We start from the raw sequence: 20,816 nt of genomic DNA on the forward strand, positions 1-20,816 counted from the left end.
CTATGATAGTCCAAGGATTTGGTCGGCTCCTGAAGCAGCATCTCATCTGGTTTATTCTCTTTCCGTGCCTGGGAGCGGGAGCTGTGTATTATTTCATGCGTAACGAAGCCAAGTCATATAAGACAAAGGCTACGATCTATACGGGTATTACGTCTGGCTATTCATTACGTTCGGCGCAGGAAGGGTTTCAAACCGATTACTCCGGGGTTAGCAATGCGTTTGATAACATTCTGACGACTCTCAACTCCAATCAAACGCTACAAAATGTAGGGGTTAAGCTGTTGGCCCAGCATTTACAGCTGACAAAGCCCACTCCGCAGCAACTGTCGGTAGAGAGTTTTCTGCAATTACAGAAGGCAGTTCCGGCCGGTTTACGTCAGTCGTTGATTAAGGTAGGTGATCCGGCGTTTACGGTAAGTCGGGTGGATAGCCTGGCCAGTAGTCAGACCGACAATCCGATTCGGACTTTAATGCTTAAAGACGATTCGTATTATTCCCCTGGTTACATCAGCAAGAAACTAAAGGCAGTGCGGAAAGGTGCCAGCGATATGCTGGACCTGGAATACGAAGCTCCTGATCCGGCCGTAGCGCAGCAAACGCTCAATCTGGCCGTGTCTGAGTTAAATGAACGCTACATGTCGCTAAAGAGCCGGGAAACGAATCCGGTTGTTTCGTACTACGATCAGCAAACCAAAGAGGCTAAACGCCGTCTTGATAATGCGGAGTCCAAGCTGCGGGCGTTCAACGTACAGCACAACGTTCTTAACTTTGACGATGAGCTAAAAACCCGTTCGGCCACGCGCGAGGCACTGGTAACTGAATATAACGACGAAGTGATGCGGAACCGGGCTGCGCAGGTAGCGATGAACTCCTTAAACAACCGGATGACCCAGGGCGGCAGCTTATTGAAAATCAATACGGCTCTGACCGATAAACAGGCTGAGTTGACCGAAGCGGAATCGCAGTTGATTAATGCGCGGGCGAATGGGCAACCCCAACCAGTGCTGGATCGGTATCAGGCAAAAATTGATAAGGCTTCGGAAGAATTAAAGCAAATTGCAAAAAACTACTTCGTTGCTGATAACGGGGCCGAATCTGTTCCTAAACAGAAGCTGGTGAATGAGTGGCTGGCAAAAGTGCTGGAGTTTGAGGAGTCGGGGGCGCGGATGGACGTAGTGAAAAAACGGCTGGATGAATACCAGAAAGAGTCATCGTCGTTTCCGCCCCTGGAGTCTGAACAGCGGCAACTGACCCGCGATATGGACGTAGCAGAAAAAGAGTATCTGGCTCTGGTTCAGTCGTTGAATCTGGCGAATACCCACCGGCAGGATATTGCTATCGATGGGTCTTTGTCGGTACTCGATCCTCCCGTTTTTCCGTTTTCGCCCCAGCCCGCCAAACGGTTGTTGTTTATGGCTATTGGAGCAGGAGCGGGTTTTGTTATTGCCCTATTGCTGGCGGCTATCCGAATTTGGGCCGATAAACGCATCAATACGCTGGAGCAGGCCGAGCAACGTATTGGCAGCCCGATAACGGCGGTGTTTCCAACAGTCAAAAAATTTGCAGTCAATTCAAAAGCTAGCCGGGCTGCAGTTAGTATGTTTGAGCAGTTGGGTAATGCCATCAATATTGAGATCGAGCATCAGAACAGTCCGGGTCGTCCGCCATTGATTACATTATTTAGTTTGCGGGAAAAGCAGGGAAAAACCTGGTTTGCACATGGTTTGGCCCGGCTCTATGCCGAATCGGGCGAGAACGTAGCGTACTGTTATCCTCGTTTATCGGAACAAGATCGTAAATTTGAGCAGGAAGGTATTTCGTTCATTCCATACGAACTGCATCCCAACTTTATGAATGTGCGGGAGCCGGAGGATCTGCTCAATGGCGATGATACGTTGTCGACGACTCGGTTTGATAAAATTATTCTGGAATTGCCCGCCCTCGTTGGCACACCAATTCCGTTGCATCTGGTGAGTCGGAGTGCCGTTTCGTTGATGGTATTTACGGTACATACACTATGGGGGCGTCGTGATAAACAGTTGTTCGGATTGTATACGAAAGCAGCTAAACATCCAGTACTAATTGCACTGAATAAAGTAGAAGGAGGAGCCGACGATGCGCCCACGGTTGGTGATATTCAGCCTGGACTTGTTCGCACCAAACGCTATGCTGAGCCCAACGTGGTGATCCCCGGCGTTTCTTCCAATGAAAAAGTTCTGGATAGTTAGTTTACATGAGTCATAAACAACAGGCAATCAGTGGTGGCAAGTGGATGAGTACATCCACGGCCATCTCTACCGTTTTTCAATTTGGGCAGGTCGCTGTTCTGGCCCGTTTGCTGGAGCCATCGGTCTTTGGCATCGTAAGCGTCAGTACGTTGATGATCGCTTTCTTCAACATCTTTGCCAATCTGGGATTCTCGAATTCCATTATTTACAAGCAGGAAGAAGATCGGTTGGTACTATCAACCATCTATCTCTTAAATCTCGGGCTTGGTCTGGTTATCGGTATTATTGTCTTTTTTAGCTGGCCGCTGGTGGTTGCCTACTACAAAGAACCTCGACTCGAAAACGTTATCAAGCTATCTTCACTCTACTTTATCATTGTTTATATCGGGCAGATTTACCTGTTTTTGCTTCAGAAAGATTTACGGTTCAAAGCCGTAGCGAGTATCGATATCACCGGAACCATTGCCGGAACGGCCGTTACGATCCTACTGGCTTACAACGGCTTTGCTGAATTAGCCCTGATTTTGGGACAGTTAGCCCAGCAAACGGCTAAATCGGTTCTTCAGATGATATATGGTATTCGGTTGTTTTCTCCGCTTCTGAAATTCGATCTTAGCTTAATTAAAGACCATCTTCGGTTCGGGCTATACAATGTTGGCGATGGATTGGTGGGGTTTATTCAGGCCAATTCCGACAATATTCTGATTGGTGGTATGCTGGGAGTGAAGCAGTTGGGCTATTATACGCTGGCGTCACAATTGGCGGTTTTTCCGATCAACCGCCTGAGCCCCATTATATTGCAGGTGGCCTATCCAATTCTGGCGAAGTTTAAAGATGATACGGATGAGTTAAAAAAATCGTATCTGACCATTCTGGATTTAATGAGTTTTATCAACCTGCCGTTGCTGGCCGGTTTGTTTATTACGGCCGATAGCGTAGTGCCGCTATTTTACGGACCAGGCTGGGAGCCCACCATTCTGCTGATCCGAATTTTTGTATTCATTAGTATTTTTACCTACCTGAGTCATCCGTTGTTTACGCTGGCTTTTTCGAAAGGAAAACCCAAATTGCTGTTTTATCTGAACGTAATAACCCTGGTAGTAAAAATTCCGCTTATCTACATTTTTGGCAACTATTGGGGAGTAACGGGTATTGCCTACGCGTTTCTGATTGCTACGGCGGTGAATCTGATCATCAATTTCCGGATGGTTCATTTGCTGGTAGGATCATTCCTGGCTGACTTTGGCCGGAATATTGCCAAACCGGTCGTATTTTGTCTGGTCATGGTAGGGGCCATCGCCCTCTATAAATCGTTTGCCGACTCCGTAAATGTAGTCAATACGGCGGTCGAAATAATTCTGGGCGGGATACTGTTTATTGGCCTGACGCTACGTTTTAAAATTCCATTGGCGGAGTTGAAAACATTTGGCAAAAACGTCTGATTATGAGTTTGATACAGCAATTGGTTCTGAAGTCTTTATACGTAGTAGCCCGGCTGAAATACCCTAACCTCCGCAAAGATCTGCCATACTTTGTGCGCGATAATTATTACTGCAAGCTGGTTCAGGGGCGCTACGTTGTTCAGGATTATGTGCTGAAAAAACCGTATAAAGTAATTAGTTATCACGGGGAGTTTGATCAGGAGTTGCGCTACGTATTGCCGTTTGCCTACTGGCACCACCTGAACGGTACGTTGCAAAAAACAATCGGCGCGAAGAATACCAGCGATTTTTACTTTTTCAGCTCTAATCACGAAGAGCGATTCGATAAACGCGTCTGGACCGAATCGTACGCGCATTACGATGTGCCGAACATGACCCATAGCAATTCCTACAGTTTTCGGAAGTGGGCTCCGGTGCCGTTCAAGGAACACTATCGGAATGAGGTATTCGTCTTCGATAAACCCATCTTGCTGATTGCCAATAAATACAATATTGAATGGGATCAGCCGCCCATCAACTTTCTGGATATTCCTACGCTCGAACAAATTATTCAGCAATACGGCGATAGATATCAGATTGTATACAATCGGCCGTTGCCAACGCAAATTGTTCAGGATAATAGCGAGACTCTGCAATTGAACGAGCACGAGTGGTTACGGAAGAACCACCCAGGTGTTATTCTGATGGATGATCTCTATCAGCAGTATTGCCCATCGCTGGTTCGGAATTACAACCATCTTCAACTAATGGTCTACGCCAATTGCAATCATTTTATTTCGATGCATGGGGGCACGGCCGCATTAGCCAGCTGTTTCGGCGGCAACAACATTATTCTTTCTGATCCGAACTGGGGTATGGAGCATCATTTCAACGAATATGCTACCCTTTTTCCAAAATTATCGGGCGCAACAATCCTCCATGCCCGTAACCGAGCCGAAGTGTTAACTTATCTGGCCGACAAATACTAATTTTTTCAATAAATAGGCTCTTATTTTGCTATTATTTAGTAGTTTCTACTAAGTATAAGTTAATTATTTTTTATTTTTGATTGTTGTAGTTACTATGATGGAGATCTGATAAATAGATTGATACTGAAAAGCAATGCCAATATGATTATTAGTAGGATAACCAGCGGCTTAGGCAACCAGCTTTTTCAGTATGCAGCCGCCCGACAGCTTTCGCTGAAGAACCATACTGAGTTGTATCTGGATCTTAGTTATTACCGCTATCAGTACGAAACAGACACACCAAGAGTCTTTAAACTTAGCCATTTTTCCATTCCGTATCGGGAGTTGCAGGACTCCTTTGTTCAGTATTTATCCAAGGCAACGAAACTATTGCCTAACCGCAGTTTACCACCACTTTGCCTGTTTTTGAAGGAAAAGCATTTTCATGTTGATGAGAGTGTATTAACTGCTCGTGCCCGGTGTATTACGTTGGATGGCTTCTGGCAATCAGAGACTTATTTCTGTGGTAGCGCCGAAATCATTCGTCGGGAGTTAACGCTGAGTACTATACCAAGTCCAGAATTCAACGGCTATGCCGCGCAGATTGCTGGAACTCCCGTGCCTGTATCAATGCATGTTCGGCGGGGCGATTATGTGAATCACCCTGAGTTCAGTAAAACGTTCGGCTTTGTTGGCATTGACTATTACACCCAGGCGCTGGAGCAGCTACAGACTCAGGTCGATAATCCTACGCTTTTTGTATTCAGCGATGATAAGGAATGGGTCCGACAGAACCTGGTTTTGCCAACCAATACTGTCTTCGTGGAAAATTCAGGACCCGATAGTGATGTCGCTGATTTGGTCTTGATGAGCCGATGTTACCACCACATCATCGCGAACAGTTCATTTAGCTGGTGGGGTGCCTGGTTAAATCCGAGAGAAAACAAACTGGTTATAACGCCTAAACAGTGGTACAAAAAACAACCAACCTGGAATACGAAAGATTTACTACCCGCTGCCTGGCTGGCTATCTAAACAACCATCAAACAAGAAGCACAGCCAAACCTCTGCCGTTCCATGATTAAGGTATTCATTGATCACCAGAAATTCAGTACGCAGAAATACGGAGGGATCAGCCGCTATTTCGCCAACATTATCCAGGGAATAAAGCACACGAGTGATATAACGTATCAGCTGGGAGTGATGCACGCCAGAAATCACTATATCAAAAACGAACCGCTGCCCATGAAAGGGAAATTCTGCGATACGATTCTGAATCGGAATGAACGGTACGATTACAGACTTAATCAATTGTATTGCAAGCGGTTGTTGGAGAAGTTAGATTTCGACGTATTCCATCCGACGTATTACGACCCTTATTTTATTAAGCCGTTGAAAAAACCGCTGGTTGTTACGGTTCATGACATGACCCATGAGCGGTTGCCGGAATACTTCTGGTCGCAGGACCCGCTTACGCAGCAGAAACGTATCAATATTAATCGCGCCGATTGCATCATCACTATTTCGAATGCAACACGTAACGATTTGCTGGATTGCTTCAATGTTGACCCGGCAAAAGTGGTTATGATCTACCACGGTATCGACATCGATACACCGTTGCAGACGCAGCCGGTTGCCGATCTGCCGGAACAATACCTCCTGTATGTGGGCGACCGGAGTGGCTACAAGAATTTCTATTTGTTCATGAATGCTGTTCAGAAAATTGCTGCCAGGCGACCTGATCTGCACGTTATTCTGACGGGGGGCGGCAAGCTGGAAGTGGCCGACCGGGAGTTCATTCACCGGCTCGGACTGACGGAGCGGGTGCGCCATATCAACGCTACCGACGAACAGCTGAACTACTTGTATCAGAACGCCCAGCTGTTTGTGTATCCGTCTTTGTACGAGGGCTTTGGCTTGCCGATTCTGGAAGCGTTCAAGGCCAATTGCCCTATCCTGCTGAGTGATACCGATTGTTTTCGGGAGGTCGCTACCGATGCGGCTGTCTACTTCAAACCCACCGATGTTGACGATCTGATCGATAAGCTGGAATCAACACTCGACAATCCGACGCTTAAGACGCAGCTGGTAGCCAATGGGACCAGACGACTGGCGGATTTTCCGCTTCAGAAATCGATTGATCAGACACTGGATGTCTATAAAGCTATGGCCTGAACGGGCTAGTTAACGATCGTTGCTATGAGATTTCGAGCGGTTGATTCATTTCGGGGGATGGCGGCCATCATGGTAATCCTGTTCCATTTGCAGCATCTGGATTTGCTGGCGGGTAATGCCTTTGTGAGCAAGAGCGATATTTTCGTTGATTTCTTTTTTGTGCTGTCTGGATTTGTAATGACGCACAGCAACTATAAAAAAATCAACGCGTTAAGCGACGTTAAGCCGTTTGTGATCAGGCGGTTCAAACGGCTATACCCGCTTCATTTGTTTACGTTGATACTGGTTTTGCTGTTTGAAATTTTCCGGTACGTAGTGGATCACTACGTTGTTCATCTCTCGAACCCGGTCTTTGCGCCGAACAAGTCGTGGCCAGCCTTTATCAGCAACCTGACCCTAACGCAGTCGTTGGGACTATTTAATGAAGTTACCTGGAACGGGCCCAGCTGGAGCATTAGCGTCGAATTTTATACGTACATCGTCTGGGCGCTCGCTCTGGTTTTGTTTCGCAAAAATCTGCTGGCGATGTGTACGGTTAGCTTCGCTCTATTAGCCTGGTTTATTGGTAGCCATCACGGCAATATTATTTATACCTATGATTATGGCCTCTTCCGGTGTTTGTACAGTTTTCTGATCGGGATGCTGGCTTATAAGCTAAATCGGCAGTTGCCGTTACAGTTACCGAAATGGCAATTTTCGGTATTGGAAGTAGGGCTCTTTGGCCTGACTATTTTTCTGGTTAGCTCATTTACGCATGCCGAAAGCTGGCTGATGCCGTTTCTGTTTGCGGTCGTAATTATCGTTTTTTCGCGCGAAGCTGGCGTCTTTTCGACGCTGCTGGCCTCCGACCGACTGGAATTTCTAGGGCGATTGTCGTACTCCTACTACCTGAATCATACAGTCGTTCTGGCAGCTTTAGATCTGCTGCTTTTTAAGCTTGTCAAATTACCGTATTCAACCGTCGGAGAACTGACGTTTGTGGTTGTCTGCCTGCTCTGTACGCATCTGCTTTCTGTCTTTACGTATCGCTATGTTGAACTGTTTCTCCAGCAAAATCTACCTGTCAGGCCGGTTGATTCTCGTCTGGCTCCGGCCCTTATCACTGAAAAATCTATGAATCTCTTCAAAGCACCAGACTGGGTTAACCAGATCTCATTCCCATACAATTCGTTTGATGATATTCCGCAATCGGTATTCGACGCAATTAACCGCGATCTGGACCGATACGATCACTCCAAGCCTGAAGTAAGCGTCGTGATTCCGGCCTGGAATGAAGAAGTGAACGTATTGCGAAGTATTGCGTCGCTGGCCAAACTAAAAACCGACATTCCGTTTGAAATTCTGGTTGTTAATAACAACTCGACTGACCAGACCCAGAAAACGCTGGACAAACTTCATGTACGGTCTGTTTTTCAGCCAATTCAGGGGTGGGGGCCTGCTCGTCAGAAAGGATTGGAGGAGGCCCGAGGGAACTATATTCTGACGGCTGACGCCGACAGTCTATATCCCGTAGACTGGATGAATGAAATGATGACTGTGTTACGTCAACCCGGTGTGGTTTGCGTGTATGGTCGTTATTCGTTTATTCCATCACCTGGGTTTTCGCGTTGGAAATTAACGGTTCTCGAAACGCTCAAAGATGCAATTGCCGAAGTTCGGCACATGAAACGGCCACACCTGAATGCTTATGGTATAAGCATTGGATACCTGAGGGAATCGGCTCTTCAGATTGGGTACGTAATGCATAAGATTCGGGGTGAAGATGGGCGTATGTGCTTCGATCTGATGAAGTACGGAGCGGTTAAACAAGTGAAAGCATCGAATGCCCGCGCCTGGACCGGAACCCGTACGCTTGAGAAAGATGGTAGTTTTTCGAAAACGCTGTTCTCGAAAATCGGTATCGAGCTACGTCGTCTGAGCAGTATGTTTGTTGAGCAGCCACCCCACGATACCAAAACATCGTTAAACTCCTGAACCGTCTGTGTTGCCTCGTTTTTGCCTAGTATTCATTGCGAGCCACGCTACGTTGTCGGCGAAAACAAGCGCTATTGCTGGGCTTCTGCTCCTGATGGCAACTACTGTTACGTGGGGGCAGTGTAGCCCCGGCTCCATCATCTGCGAAACATTTGGAGCCGGACCAAAGGGGGCATTACCACAGGGGCAAACTAACTTTTCGTATCGGGCTATTGCCTGCCCTAACGATGGGGAATACAACGTAATGGATACGGTATCGGCACGTTGCCACGGAGAGGCCTGGCTCTACGTAGCAGAGGATCATACGCCCGGCGATGTACGGGGGAATATGTTTGTGGTCAATGCGTCTTATCAGCCCAGTGAGTTTTACAGCCAGCGGGCGTCGGGTTTGTGCCCTGGCGTTACGTATGAGTTTTCCTTGTGGGTGCTGAATATCAACAAAGTTATGGAACCCGGCCCCTGCGATGAATTCAGGTTACGGAATCCGATTATTGCCATGCGCGTAGAGCAGGCCGATGGTACGCTCATCCGGGAAGTTGTGCAGCCCGCCGTACCACGGACAACAACGCCTACCTGGGTTCAGTTGTCGATGCAGTTTGTGATTCAGAACAATACGAACGACGTAGTGGTGAAGCTCATCAATCAGGGACTGGGTGGTTGCGGTAATGATCTGGCCATCGATGATATCGGTTTTCGACCGGTTCATCCGCAGCTTACGATTCAGTTTACGGGTTCATCCGCTACCGAAACAACCGTTTGTGCCGACACCCGATTAGCGCTGAGTGTTGGCGCAGCTGCTGGGTATCCTAATCCGGCCTATCTGTGGCAGCAAAGTATTGATAATGAGAACTGGACCACGGCACCTGGTTCGGGTCAGGCGACGTATACCATTAATCCGGTGCTGGTGGGGCGGACGTATTATCGGTTGCGGAATGCCCAGCCAATCAATGCAGATGCTGTGGGACGATCACAATGCTCGACGGAATCGAATGTGCTGATTGTGAACGGCCGACCTGATGCTTCCTTTAGTCTGGGCGATGATATACTGCTTTGCGAAGGCGAAACGGAGACGATTTCGGTACCAGGATCATTACCGTCGGGCACTACGTTTGTCTGGTCGGATCGGAGCACGAATCGTCAGTTAAGCATCAACTCACCCGGTATGTACTGGCTGGAAACCGACTTGAACGGCTGTATGTACCGTGATTCGGTAGAGGTCGTTTCACAGAACTGTCATATCGACGATGTATATATACCGGATGCCTTTTCGCCTAACAACGATTTAGTTAACGACCAATTAGTGGTCAGGCACGCAGGTACGTTTACGAGCTATTCCTTTCGGGTCTATGATCGCTGGGGGAACGTACTATTTTCTACCCGACAGGCCGGTCAGTACTGGGATGGTACGTATAAAAACCAGCAATGCCTGACGGGAGTATATGCCTGGACTATTGACTATCGTGTTGTTGATCAGCTCAATCAGGAAAAACAGTATACGCGCAGTGGGCAGGTAATGCTGGTCCGCTAAGAGCGCCTTAAGTCATAAGATTTCTAGTAGTCCAGTCAATGAAAACGTATAATTTCCCGGACGTTACGTTATTAATCACTCACTATAACCGCAGCCATTCGCTGGAGAATTTGCTGGCGGTTTTTGAGCGGCTGAATTGTCAATTCGGCGATATTGTCGTGTCTGACGATGGGAGTAAAGCTGAACATAGTCAGCATCTGAAGGAGCTACAGAGCAACTATGGTTTTCGACTCATCACCACGCCCCACAACAAAGGGCTGGGCCATAATCTCAACAAAGGGCAGGATGCGGTTAAAACGCCGTATACGCTTTATGTGCAGGAGGATTTTGAACCCGTGGCTGAGTTTCCGGAAACGTTTGCAGAGTCGCTGACCTTGTTTAAGGAACACCCTGAGTTCGATATTATTCGCTATTATTCGTACATCCGATATCCGTATCTGAAGCCTTACAACGCCGATTTTTCGGAGATGTATATTCCGGCCTGGGCTCGTAAATACACCAAAGTGTATTACTATAGCGATCATCCCCATCTTCGGCGGAGCAATTTTTTCGACAAGTTTGGCCGGTACGTGGAAGGAATCAAACCCGATAAAACCGAATACCGAATGTGCGTTTCGTTCATTCAGCACAAAGGACGCGGGCTTTTTTATACCAACTATCAGCAGCTTTTCAGACAGAAGAATACGCAGGAAGAACCCAGTACGTATAAGCAGTCCTTAGGCTCCCTAACGAAAAATCAGCTGTTGGTGATGCTACGTCACGTTTACCGAATGATCAAGTATAACTACGACATTCTGTTTATGCGTGTTTAAGGATCGGCCCGACCACGATGCAACCATAGATGAACAGACAAAAAAACTCCTCTGAAACGTTTCAGAGGAGTTTTTGTCCGTGTCGAACAAGTTAGTTCGATTTCAAGACTTTCTTCATAACCCGTTCGTCATCCTGTTTGATCTCCAGAATATAAGTACCAACGGGGAGGTGCGTTACGTCGATGCTGGACGAGAACTGACCGCCCGTTTTGGAAATCTTAACCTGGTGATGAATGCGGCCCGTGCCAGCGTCGAACAGGTTTACATGAATAGACGAATTGCTGGAGCGTTCGATCTGGATGGTAATGACGTCGGTCGTTGGGTTGGGATAAACACTGACCGAATTTTCCAGACTTTGTTGCTCGGTTACCAGATTGGCCGCTACTCGTGCGTTGGGCGCTACCGAACCGGCTACCACAAACATGGGTGTTTCGGTAACCGTAAGCTGAAGCTGACCGTTGGTTGTGTTTACCACTTCCAGATCCATATTGTTAGCCCCTGTTTTCGGACGATAAATCTGCGCCTGAGCTGCCCCGCCCAGATCTAGAGTATACGTAGCTGTGCGTCCTACTTCGTCGGGTACAACCAGCATATAGGCCGATTTGCCATTCAGCTCGTAGCGATCAACGATGGGGTTACCAACGAGTGTTTCCTTGTAAGAATATTCCCCAAAGAGTCTATTGGTCTGGTAGAGATAGTCGGCCGCCGGACGACGAGTGATGTTGTCGCCGTTGGCCAGTCCCGACGTACCGAACATGCCGCCCGTTTGATTATCGTCGTAGAGTTGGTAGAAATAAACTTTTTCGATTCCCTGACGAGCATAGAATAAGGCTGTTCGCAGCACCCAGTCGCCCTGCGTTTCGAGCGCCGATTTGTTGCCTATCGGAATAGCGCGTAGTGGGCTTCCCTGATGCACATCATATCCGGCTTCGGTAACCCAAACCGGCATGTCGTACGATTGGTTATGGGCAGTCTGGCGGAAATCCTTAGCGATCCGGTCAATAGGGCTGACTTCAGGGGCCGCTCCCCGCGTTGAGTTACCGCTTTGCGACGACGACGTATTGTCGGAATACATGTGGTAGTTGATCACATCCCAGCAAAGGTTCACCGAACCGTCGGGCTTATACCCCCGGAACTCCTTACACCAGTCAATCATACCCTTTATGTAATCGGAACCAATCGAAGCCGACGCCAGGCCACCAATAACCACTTTTACGTTTGGATCGGCATTTTTGGCACCTACGCCCGCGCCCATCGTATTTTTATGCCCATCGTAGAAGGCCGACAGATTGGCTGCGTACTCTCGTGCGGTCTGATAGGCTTTGCGTCCTTTCCACCACTTATCCCGTTCGTTATCACATTCAATGTATTTGATCAGCCCCAGGCCAATCTTAATGGAGTTGGGCGTATCGCCCGTCCAGCGAGGAGTACTGTTAACATGCAGTAGCGCTGGATTGATGTTGGTATTGCTCCCGTAGCGGGCCATGTACTGAAAAGCCGCTTTCGCCTGTTCGATGTACGATTGCGGGTCGGCAAAGTCTTTACCGTACCGGACTGGCACGTTTTCGGCATCGCGTTGATCGTCGGGATACGTATTGACCATCCAGTCGGGCAGCGTTTTCAGGCAGGCCAGCACCTCAATTCCTTCCGCTTTACAGCGTTCATAAATGGCATCGTAGTTCCAGCCTCCGCTCATCGTAGGATTATACGAATAATCGCCTTCCTGCTGTTCGAGCTTGTTCCAGTCCATGTAATGACGAACGCCGGAGAAGCTTTTGACAATTTTCATCTTGTCTTCGTTGATCTGCCAGGGCGTATTGCCATCCTCGAAATTCCATTCGTACGCATTGACCCCGAACATGTCTTTGAGCTTCACCGACTTGGCAGGCGCTGCGGTACGAGCGGCTCCGGCCGAATACGAACCGTAAAACTCAATCTCTGTCGGGAACGAGCCGCCCGTGTTGATTACCAGATACCGGACATTACTAACCGGCTGGTCGAGGTTGAATTTGGCATTACCCGACGTATGCCTATTGGGATATGGACCAACCCACGTATCATATTCCTCGCCCGTAAACGTAGCGATCGGAATCCGTTGCCATTGATCCGTAATGACGGAAATCGTTACGGGATTGTCGGGGAATGAACCCGTGAAGTCGTACAGCTTTATACTTTGGATGGTCATGGATTCACCATCCAGCAGCGGGTAATACGCATCGTATTTAGACAGGACTTTGCCCCAGCCCGTTTCGACGTTTACGTTGGTTACGCCATCGAATAAACCTTCCAGTGTATACGTAGCGTTGGTTAGCTGATACCAGCGCTTCCCGTCAATTGGAATTTTGTTGGCGGGCGTAACAACCGATGACGCCGTGACCACCAGTTCGCGTACTACGTCTGTTGCCGCCTGGAAAGACGACGACGCTGCCTGTGAAGCCGTAATGGTACAGGTGCCAGCCCCCATAATTGTGGCCTTGCAGACGCCTGACGTAACAGAAATTGTTGCAACCGATGGATTCGAGGAGGTGAACGTAATAGGAGCTTCGGTGTTGTTGCTCGTTGCTGCCAGCGTGAACTCACCATCGTCGGTGGTTTTAGCGGGGAGCGATGCAAAGTTGATTGTTGCCGGGGCCAGTTCAATGCCTCCTTTTGTTACGTTGAACCAGTTGAAATTCCAGGCCCCGCGCACCGCATACAACCGGAGTACCTGACTACCGGCTGGCAACGTAGCAGTGGTGCTGATGGTTGTCCAGTTTTGCCAGTCATACGTCCGTGGTACGTCGACACTGCCAAGTACGGCGCCTGACTCGGAGCGAATCTGAATCAGACCCTGGCCATAGCTGTTAGCCACCCGGAACTGAAAGGTATGCAGCCCCGCCGACGCTACGTTGACATTGAAGTCCATCCAGTCGTTGTCGTCGATGTGGCCGAGGTTTTGGCCCCCCCCTTCGTCGGAGGTTGGCTCGGGCCGAACGTCGGTGGCCACGTCGAAGGATTCAGCTTCGAATTTGCCGGGCAATGGCCGACTCTCCGTAGCGTCGAACCAGTTCAGATTCCAGTTTCCTTTCACGACGTGGATACGTAACGTTTGCGTACCAGCTGACAGATGAGCAATGGCGCCAATGGTCTGCCAGCTTTGCAGGCCGCCCGTTCGTGGTACGTCGACGGTGCTTAGAACCGAACCATCGGCTTTGCGCAGTTCAAATTTAGCGCCGTCACCGTAGCCGTTGGCCACCCGAAAATGGAAGGTATATACACCGTCACGTAAAACGTTTACGTTATAATCCATCCAGTCGTTATCATCGATGGAGGTGGCGTTCGGCGTAGCGTCGGTGTCGGCCGAGTTTTCGGTTTGAATGCCCTGCATGCCAACGTAGCTCTCTGCCTCGACCTGTCCGGGAAGTGAATTGGCCTGATACACGCTGAACCAGTTGAGATTCCAGGCTCCGCGCACCGCATATAGTCGGAGTACCTGACTACCGGCTGGCAACGTAGCGGTGGTGCTGATGGTTGTCCAGTTTTGATAATCGTACGTCCGTGGTACGTCGACACTGCCAAGTACGGCTCCCGACTCGGAGCGGATCTCAATCAGGCCCTGGCCGTAGCTGTTGGCTACCCGAAACTGGAATTTATAGCTGCCCGCCGAGGCTACATTAACATTGAAATCCATCCAGTCGTTGTCGTCGATATAACCTACGTTTTGGCCGCCCCCTTCGTCGGAGGTTGGCTCGGGCCGAACGTCGGTGGCTACGTCGAAGGATTCGGCCTTGAATTTGCCGGGCAATGGTCGGCTTTCCGTTACGTCGAACCAGTTCAGATTCCAGTCGCCTTTTACGACGTGGATACGTAGTGTTTGCGCTCCGGCCGACAGGCGGGCGGTAGCTCCCGTTGTCTGCCAACTCTGGATACCACCCGTTCGTGGTACATCAACGGTGCTCAGAACCGAGCCATCGGCCTTACGTAGTTCGAATTTTGATCCTTCGCCGTAGCCATTGGCTACCCGAAAATGGAACGTGTAAACACCATCGTGCGGCACCGTTACAGCGTAATCCAGCCAATCGCCCGTATCAATGGAGGTGATGTTCTGTCCTCCGCCCGTATCGTCAGTTGATTCCGTCTGTACACCCTGGATGGCGGTATAGTTTTCGGCTTCAATACGTCCTGGCAGGCTGTTTGTTGTCTGTAGTGTGGATTGAATTATGCGGCTTACATACGAATCGTTGGTCAACGTAACAAACGATCCGATAGACGTTAAAGCTATTGCATAAGTGACATATAGAAGTTTCTTCATTTTTTACTGTTTACAATGAAAAGTCATTAGTTGTTACTATTAAAACATTGAAATTAATTAAAAGAAATCATTTAATATAAAATTTTTAATAGGTATTAATCATAAATGATTGTAGTATGTTTTGTTGGGTAGTTATTTTATTTTTAAGTATCCAAAGACTTAATCGCTCAGAACATTGATTTGTGATAATCTGTATAAATGGAGCGTAAAATGGCTGTAGTTGTATACTACGGGGCAGTGTAAGTTTATTGGTAGCAACATTATGAATTGGTCACGGTCTACGACCATGTCGAAGCTATGGGCTGATTGTTGCTGACAAGACGCGCTACTGTTTCCTGCCGATAAGTAGAGCTGTTCGTTTTGTCGGTTTTAGGGGGAGATAGCCCGTTGACTATCCCCATCATTAACTGCTCCTCTTTATTTATGCGACATCTGGTACTGGCTGTTGTTCTAGGTATTGTTTTTGGATCGTTCGGTATCGCAACCGGGCAGGTAAAAACAACCCCTCAAACCGCAAAACCCTGGACGTATTGGTGGTGGATGGGGAGTGCCGCCAACGAAAAAGACATTACCTATCAGCTAGAGCAATTTGCGCAGGCTGGATTGGGTGGCGTCCATATCATTCCGATTTATGGTGTTAAGGGATACGAGAAGCAGTTTATTCCGTTTCTGAGCGATCGCTGGCTGGCCATGCTGGCGCATACCGTTCGGGCGGGCAGACGGCTGGGTATGGGCGTTGATCTGACACTGGGTACTGGCTGGCCTTTTGGTGGCCCGAATGTTACGTCTGAAATAGCGGCCAAACGCTGGAAAGTCGATAATGGAAAACTCGTTACAGAACTCACCAAACAACAGGTCAAGCGGGCGGCACCGGGTGGCGAAGGACTGGTTCTGGATTATTTCAGTAAGCGGGCGATGGACCAGTACGTGAAACGGTTCGACTCTACGTTGATTACCCTTGCGGACGGACCGCGAGCGGTCTATAATGATTCGTATGAGGTATTTGGGGCCAACTGGTCGGCCAATTTTCTGGATGAGTTCAACAAGCGCCGTGGCTACGATCTGACTACTCAATTAAGCGCTTTTCTGGACACAACGCAGTCGAAAGCGAGTATACTGGTTCATCAGGATTACCACCAGACATTGGCCGAATTGCTGCATGATGGGTTTACAACTACCTGGACTGGCTGGGCTCGCAACCACAAATTCCTGAGTAGAAATCAGGCGCACGGATCACCCGGCAATCTGATCGATCTGTATGCCGAAGCCGATATTCCGGAAACCGAGTCGTTTGGGTCCAGCCAATTCCCCATTCCGGGCCTTCGGGTCGATCCGGATTATGAGGTCGATCGTTTTGGAATGCCCAATACGTTGGCCATGAAATTCGCGTCGTCGGCTGCGCATGTGCTGGGAAAGCCGCTGGTAAGCTCTGAAACGACTACGTGGCTGGCAAATCATTTTCAGGTGGCGCTGTCGCAGATAAAACCCCAGGTTGACGAATTGTTTACGGCTGGCATCAACCATATTTTCTACCACGGAACGCCCTATTCACCACCCGCCGAGCCCTGGCCCGGATGGGTATTTTATGCGTCGACCAACTATGGTCCTTCGTCGCATTTCTGGCCTCATCTGCCCCTGCTGAACCGATATATTGAGCGCTGTCAGACGCGGCTTCAGGCGAGTAAACCCGATAACGATCTGCTCGTCTACTTTCCCATTCATGATTTGTGGGCTACTCGGACCCGTTCTGCTGGAGGAATTCACCAGTTAGAAGTGCATCACGTGGAGCAATGGTTACTGCCCCAGCCATTTGGAAAATTGTGCGAACAGTTGCAACAGCGCGGCTATTCGTTTGACTACGTATCGGACGACCTGCTCAGGAAACTATCCGTAACGAAGGGTGGTATTCTGAGCCCAGGCGGTGCCGTATTTCAGTGTATTCTTATTCCCCACGCTACGTATCTACCCGAACAAACACTTCAGCAACTGGACCGACTCGCCCGGCAAGGGGCACGCATTATTTTTGACGGTGCTATGCCACAACAAGTACCGGGTTTCCACAAACATGACGAACGCTCGGCCAATTTGGTCCGTATTGGTAAAGCCCTTCAACAACTGAAGTCCGTACAAGTCAGCAACGATGTGTTTACGACGCTACGTCAATCTACTACTCGGGTAGAAAGCTGGGCGGAGCAAGGACTGGCGTTTATTAGAAAGCGACGGGGCGATACAACCCAGTATTTCATCGCGAATCTGGCTAATAAATTTCGGCAGGGCTGGATTCCATTATCGGTACTCGGTCTGGCAAGCCGGTATGATGCTTTAACGGATCAAACTACTACGTTGCCCATTCGGAACGGTAAAGACGGCAAAAATGAGGTGTGGCTGGCGCTGGAACCAGGACAATCCTGTTTCATTTCCGTTATGCCGGGCGCACCGGCCATAACTAGTGGACGTAGCCCGCAAACTACTGGTAAATCGACGGAACTACTACGACTGCCCAATTCATGGACGATCCAGTTTTTGTCGGGCCGACCCGATCTTCGTACGTCGGCTACATTGCCTAAACTGACCTCCTGGACGAGTTTGTCTGATTCGGCTAGGTATTTCTGGGGAACGGCCCGGTATAGCACTACCTTCGATTTTCCGGCTAGTCAGTCGGCTACGACTTCCTACGTACTGGATTTGGGCGATGTACGGGAAGTTGCCGAGGTTCGCGTAAACGGCCAGTCGGTCGGAACGGCCTGGTGCTTGCCCTACCGCCTGTCAATACCGGCCCGCCTGTTGAAAGCAACCGGAAATCAGCTGGAAATTGACGTAACGAACGTATCGGCCAACTACATGCGGCTGTATGATCGACAGAATCCGGGCTGGAAAAAGTTTTACGACATTAATATTGTCGATATCCGTTACAAGCCATATGACGCCAGTCGCTGGGAGGCCCGTCCATCGGGATTACTTGGACCCGTTACGTTCTGGAGCCTTATTGATCCTTAGCGTAGTTGGAACGAATTCGTCGGACAACATCGCTGGCCAGTTCGTCACGCATACTGTCGTACAGACTCCAGCGGGAAGGAGCAAACAGGCTGGCGCTGGCCAGTGAACTCCCATTCAATGCCCGATCGTCGCCGGTAAAGGTTTGCCATTGAGTTTGCCAGTTGCGGGTTTCCCAGACGGAGTCTTCCCAAACGGATTTACCAGTCTGGGTATCAATAGAACGCATACGTAGCGTCAGTTCGGCGCGGATGGTCCGTTGGTACGTGGTCAACTGACCGCTAACCCGTTCCATGATGTCGACTTTAGTAGAGTCGTTAATTTTCTTTTCGCCAACCTTGTAGGTTTGATTACTATAGACAGTTGTGGTCGACGACGATGTGTTATCGCTGTAGGGAACGTAGTCAGTCACCTGCATCTGAACGGCCTGATGAATTGGGAAACCATCGCCAGCGTATTCGTTGGGCTGATAGAGCCGAACAAAACGGGAAGGCGCTTCATCGGACCGGATTTGACGTAGTATCATGTCTTCTAATTCGTGGTTATCCCGCTGGCTGATCTCATTGGTGGGAGCCAGCGGTTCAACAACCACGCGCAGAATGGCGAAGGGCAACGCATCCTGCGATTTGGCATTGGCCTGGCGGAAACCGGGAACCCATTCGAGCGCTTTCTGATAATTAACAAAGGCATCCCTGGCTGCCAGTCGATTCTCTTCCCGATAAGCAAACGCCTGTTCGGCCACCTCATACCGATCGGCAGCGGCCAGTTGACGTGTTTCGTCCTTGCGGTCAGCATAAGAAGCGGGGTAGGCCGCTAACCAGTCGGCACAGGCTTCGCAGCTACGGGCGTTGTCGGTTAGGGTCTGTAATTGTTCGTATTCTTTGTGGACGGTTTCCCAGCGAAAAGCGTCGGGTGGTGCCGAAGCCGATAGCTTGCGAATGGTGTTCTGATGTTGTTCATAGGCCCGAACAAACGCCTGTTTCAGGACCAGTGGTGCTTTGGTGTAACCGCGTTTGCTGAGGCCGCGCCACTGATTAAGTCGTTGAGAGGCTTTTTTTACCGCCAAATCATAATTGCCCCGATTTAGGGCCGTTTGCCCACTGCTACATGCTCCGATGAGCAATGGGAGAATAACGAGGAGTAGAGAAAGGCGAAACATGAGGATGTTGCAGGTAGATTTTTAGAACATTAGACAAAGCACCGGGTAGTTGGTTTATCTTTGATTCCAGAAAAAAGAAGAGGGTTGCATCCTATTTATTTACTGGTTCGTCAGCGCTATTTCTGACACTGGTACCGGTTCAATCGCAAACCGGAAAACTCTTTCGTAAAACTGTCTATGTCGAAACACCGACACTATCGTTCGGCTGAAAAAACGCTCGGAACGTCGCCCGGAACGCTCACCTACGTTGGGCAGGAAATTGAGCATCAGACCGAAATCAAGAAAATTGAATATAATGAACGGGAATATCACATAAAAGACGGTACGAAGCTAAGTTCCTGTACGCTCCCGATACCGGGAACGCCTTACGTAAACTGGCTTGATGTGGACGGTATTCATGAACCTCAGGTCGTGTCAGCCATTGGGCAGCAGTACCATCTGCATCCGCTGATTCTGGAAGACGTAATGAATACCGAGCAAAAACCGAAAATCGATCTTTACGACGATACGGTTGTGTTTGTTACGCTCAAGATGCTGCACCATAATCGCCAGCAGCAGGAGCTTGATGTGGAGCACGTGAGTTTAATTCTGGGTCAACATTATCTGATTTCGTTTCAGGAGGAGCGCACGAAAGATATTTTTGAGCCCGTTATCGAACGCATCAAAGCATCGTCGGGTAAGACGCGCCGAAACGATGCCGATTATCTGCTCTATGCGCTGATGGATGTTATTGTAGATCATTATTTTCTGATTACGGAACGCATCGGCGAAAAAATGGACGAACTGGAGGAGCACATTGTGAATCAGCAGGCTAATCAGCAAACGCTGGCTACGCTTTATAAACTCAAACGTGAACTGGCCTTTATTCGGCGGACTGTCTACCCGCTGCGCGATGTGGTCGGCGTTTTACTTCGAGAAGAGTCGACGCTGATCAAACACGCTACGTTACCTTATCTACGCGATCTGGCCGATCATATCAATCAGATTATTGAAACACTCGATGCCTACCGCGAACTTATTTCCGGACTGATGGACGTGTATTATTCCATTGTGAATAACCGCATGAATTCGGTCATGAAAACGTTAACCATCGTGTCGGCTATTTTTATTCCGTTAACATTCATTGCCGGAATCTATGGCATGAACTTCGATAATATGCCCGAACTTCACACCAGAACCGGGTACTTTTGGGTTTTATTGGCCATGCTTGTTATTGCCGTGGGTGAAGTGATTTATTTCAAACGACGAGGCTGGATGTGATAGCCA

General features: G+C 49.0%; 12 protein-coding genes. 10 read left to right on the forward strand and 2 right to left on the reverse strand.

Going from position 1 to position 20,816, the window contains the following annotated elements; all coding sequences use genetic code 11:
• The first annotated feature begins 2 nt into the window (after positions 1-2).
• The 8 genes from GK108_RS09965 (at position 3) to GK108_RS10005 (ending at position 11,106) form a co-directional block, all read left to right on the forward strand.
• The gene (locus GK108_RS09965) at positions 3-2,228 is read left to right on the forward strand and encodes a GumC family protein (RefSeq protein ID WP_212592765.1); all 2,226 of its coding nucleotides are present in this window, start codon (positions 3-5) and stop codon (positions 2,226-2,228) included.
• Positions 2,229-2,233: 5 nt separating this feature from the next.
• Positions 2,234-3,670, forward strand: a complete 1,437-nt coding sequence (locus GK108_RS09970; RefSeq protein WP_163946690.1) for an MOP flippase family protein — start codon at positions 2,234-2,236, stop codon at positions 3,668-3,670.
• A gap of 2 nt (positions 3,671-3,672) precedes the next feature.
• Positions 3,673-4,638 (forward strand): hypothetical protein, encoded by a 966-nt coding sequence (locus GK108_RS09975; RefSeq protein ID WP_212592766.1) that lies wholly within the window; start codon positions 3,673-3,675, stop codon positions 4,636-4,638.
• 141 nt (positions 4,639-4,779) lie between these two features.
• Entirely contained in the window at positions 4,780-5,652 is an 873-nt protein-coding gene (locus GK108_RS09980; protein WP_163946692.1) for an alpha-1,2-fucosyltransferase, read from the forward strand.
• Positions 5,653-5,694: 42 nt separating this feature from the next.
• On the forward strand, positions 5,695-6,792 hold the full coding sequence (locus GK108_RS09985) for a glycosyltransferase family 4 protein (protein WP_212592767.1): 1,098 nt from the start codon (positions 5,695-5,697) through the stop codon (positions 6,790-6,792).
• A gap of 24 nt (positions 6,793-6,816) precedes the next feature.
• Complete coding sequence (locus tag GK108_RS31260; RefSeq protein ID WP_246224780.1) at positions 6,817-8,766, forward strand: glycosyltransferase; 1,950 nt, start codon at positions 6,817-6,819, stop codon at positions 8,764-8,766.
• A gap of 7 nt (positions 8,767-8,773) precedes the next feature.
• On the forward strand, positions 8,774-10,294 hold the full coding sequence (locus GK108_RS10000; RefSeq protein WP_317166506.1) for a gliding motility-associated C-terminal domain-containing protein: 1,521 nt from the start codon (positions 8,774-8,776) through the stop codon (positions 10,292-10,294).
• Between the two features lie 38 nt (positions 10,295-10,332).
• Positions 10,333-11,106: a glycosyltransferase family 2 protein gene (locus GK108_RS10005; RefSeq protein WP_163946695.1), complete on the forward strand. Its 774-nt coding sequence runs from the start codon at positions 10,333-10,335 to the stop codon at positions 11,104-11,106.
• 91 nt (positions 11,107-11,197) lie between these two features.
• Here the strand turns inward: GK108_RS10005 and GK108_RS10010 are convergent, their stop codons facing one another.
• Positions 11,198-15,397, reverse strand: a complete 4,200-nt coding sequence (locus GK108_RS10010; RefSeq protein ID WP_163946698.1) for a carbohydrate-binding protein — start codon at positions 15,395-15,397, stop codon at positions 11,198-11,200.
• A 540-nt stretch (positions 15,398-15,937) separates the two neighbouring features.
• Here GK108_RS10010 and GK108_RS10015 point away from each other — a divergent pair.
• Entirely contained in the window at positions 15,938-18,394 is a 2,457-nt protein-coding gene (locus GK108_RS10015) for a glycosyl hydrolase (RefSeq protein ID WP_246224795.1), read from the forward strand.
• Here the strand turns inward: GK108_RS10015 and GK108_RS10020 are convergent.
• Positions 18,381-19,550, reverse strand: coding sequence for a hypothetical protein (locus GK108_RS10020; protein WP_163946705.1), 1,170 nt, complete (start codon positions 19,548-19,550; stop codon positions 18,381-18,383). The two genes, GK108_RS10015 and GK108_RS10020, sit on opposite strands and share 14 nt — an antisense overlap.
• A gap of 177 nt (positions 19,551-19,727) precedes the next feature.
• On the opposite strand from GK108_RS10020, the gene corA reads away from it, so the two are divergent.
• Positions 19,728-20,810: a magnesium/cobalt transporter CorA gene (corA, locus tag GK108_RS10025; RefSeq protein ID WP_163946708.1), complete on the forward strand. Its 1,083-nt coding sequence runs from the start codon at positions 19,728-19,730 to the stop codon at positions 20,808-20,810.
• The last annotated feature ends 6 nt before the right edge of the window (positions 20,811-20,816 follow it).

This window comes from Spirosoma terrae (assembly GCF_010435915.1).
Lineage (GTDB): Bacteria > Bacteroidota > Bacteroidia > Cytophagales > Spirosomataceae > Spirosoma > Spirosoma terrae.

Coding starts and splice junctions, on each gene's coding strand:
- GK108_RS09965 (WP_212592765.1), top strand. CDS start 3: ATGATAGTCCAAGGATTTGGTCGGCTCCTGAAGCAGCATCTCATCTGG.
- GK108_RS09970 (WP_163946690.1), top strand. CDS start 2,234: ATGAGTCATAAACAACAGGCAATCAGTGGTGGCAAGTGGATGAGTACA.
- GK108_RS09975 (WP_212592766.1), top strand. CDS start 3,673: ATGAGTTTGATACAGCAATTGGTTCTGAAGTCTTTATACGTAGTAGCC.
- GK108_RS09980 (WP_163946692.1), top strand. CDS start 4,780: ATGATTATTAGTAGGATAACCAGCGGCTTAGGCAACCAGCTTTTTCAG.
- GK108_RS09985 (WP_212592767.1), top strand. CDS start 5,695: ATGATTAAGGTATTCATTGATCACCAGAAATTCAGTACGCAGAAATAC.
- GK108_RS31260 (WP_246224780.1), top strand. CDS start 6,817: ATGAGATTTCGAGCGGTTGATTCATTTCGGGGGATGGCGGCCATCATG.
- GK108_RS10005 (WP_163946695.1), top strand. CDS start 10,333: ATGAAAACGTATAATTTCCCGGACGTTACGTTATTAATCACTCACTAT.
- GK108_RS10010 (WP_163946698.1), bottom strand. CDS start 15,397: ATGAAGAAACTTCTATATGTCACTTATGCAATAGCTTTAACGTCTATC.
- GK108_RS10015 (WP_246224795.1), top strand. CDS start 15,938: ATGGGGAGTGCCGCCAACGAAAAAGACATTACCTATCAGCTAGAGCAA.
- GK108_RS10020 (WP_163946705.1), bottom strand. CDS start 19,550: ATGTTTCGCCTTTCTCTACTCCTCGTTATTCTCCCATTGCTCATCGGA.
- corA (WP_163946708.1), top strand. CDS start 19,728: ATGTCGAAACACCGACACTATCGTTCGGCTGAAAAAACGCTCGGAACG.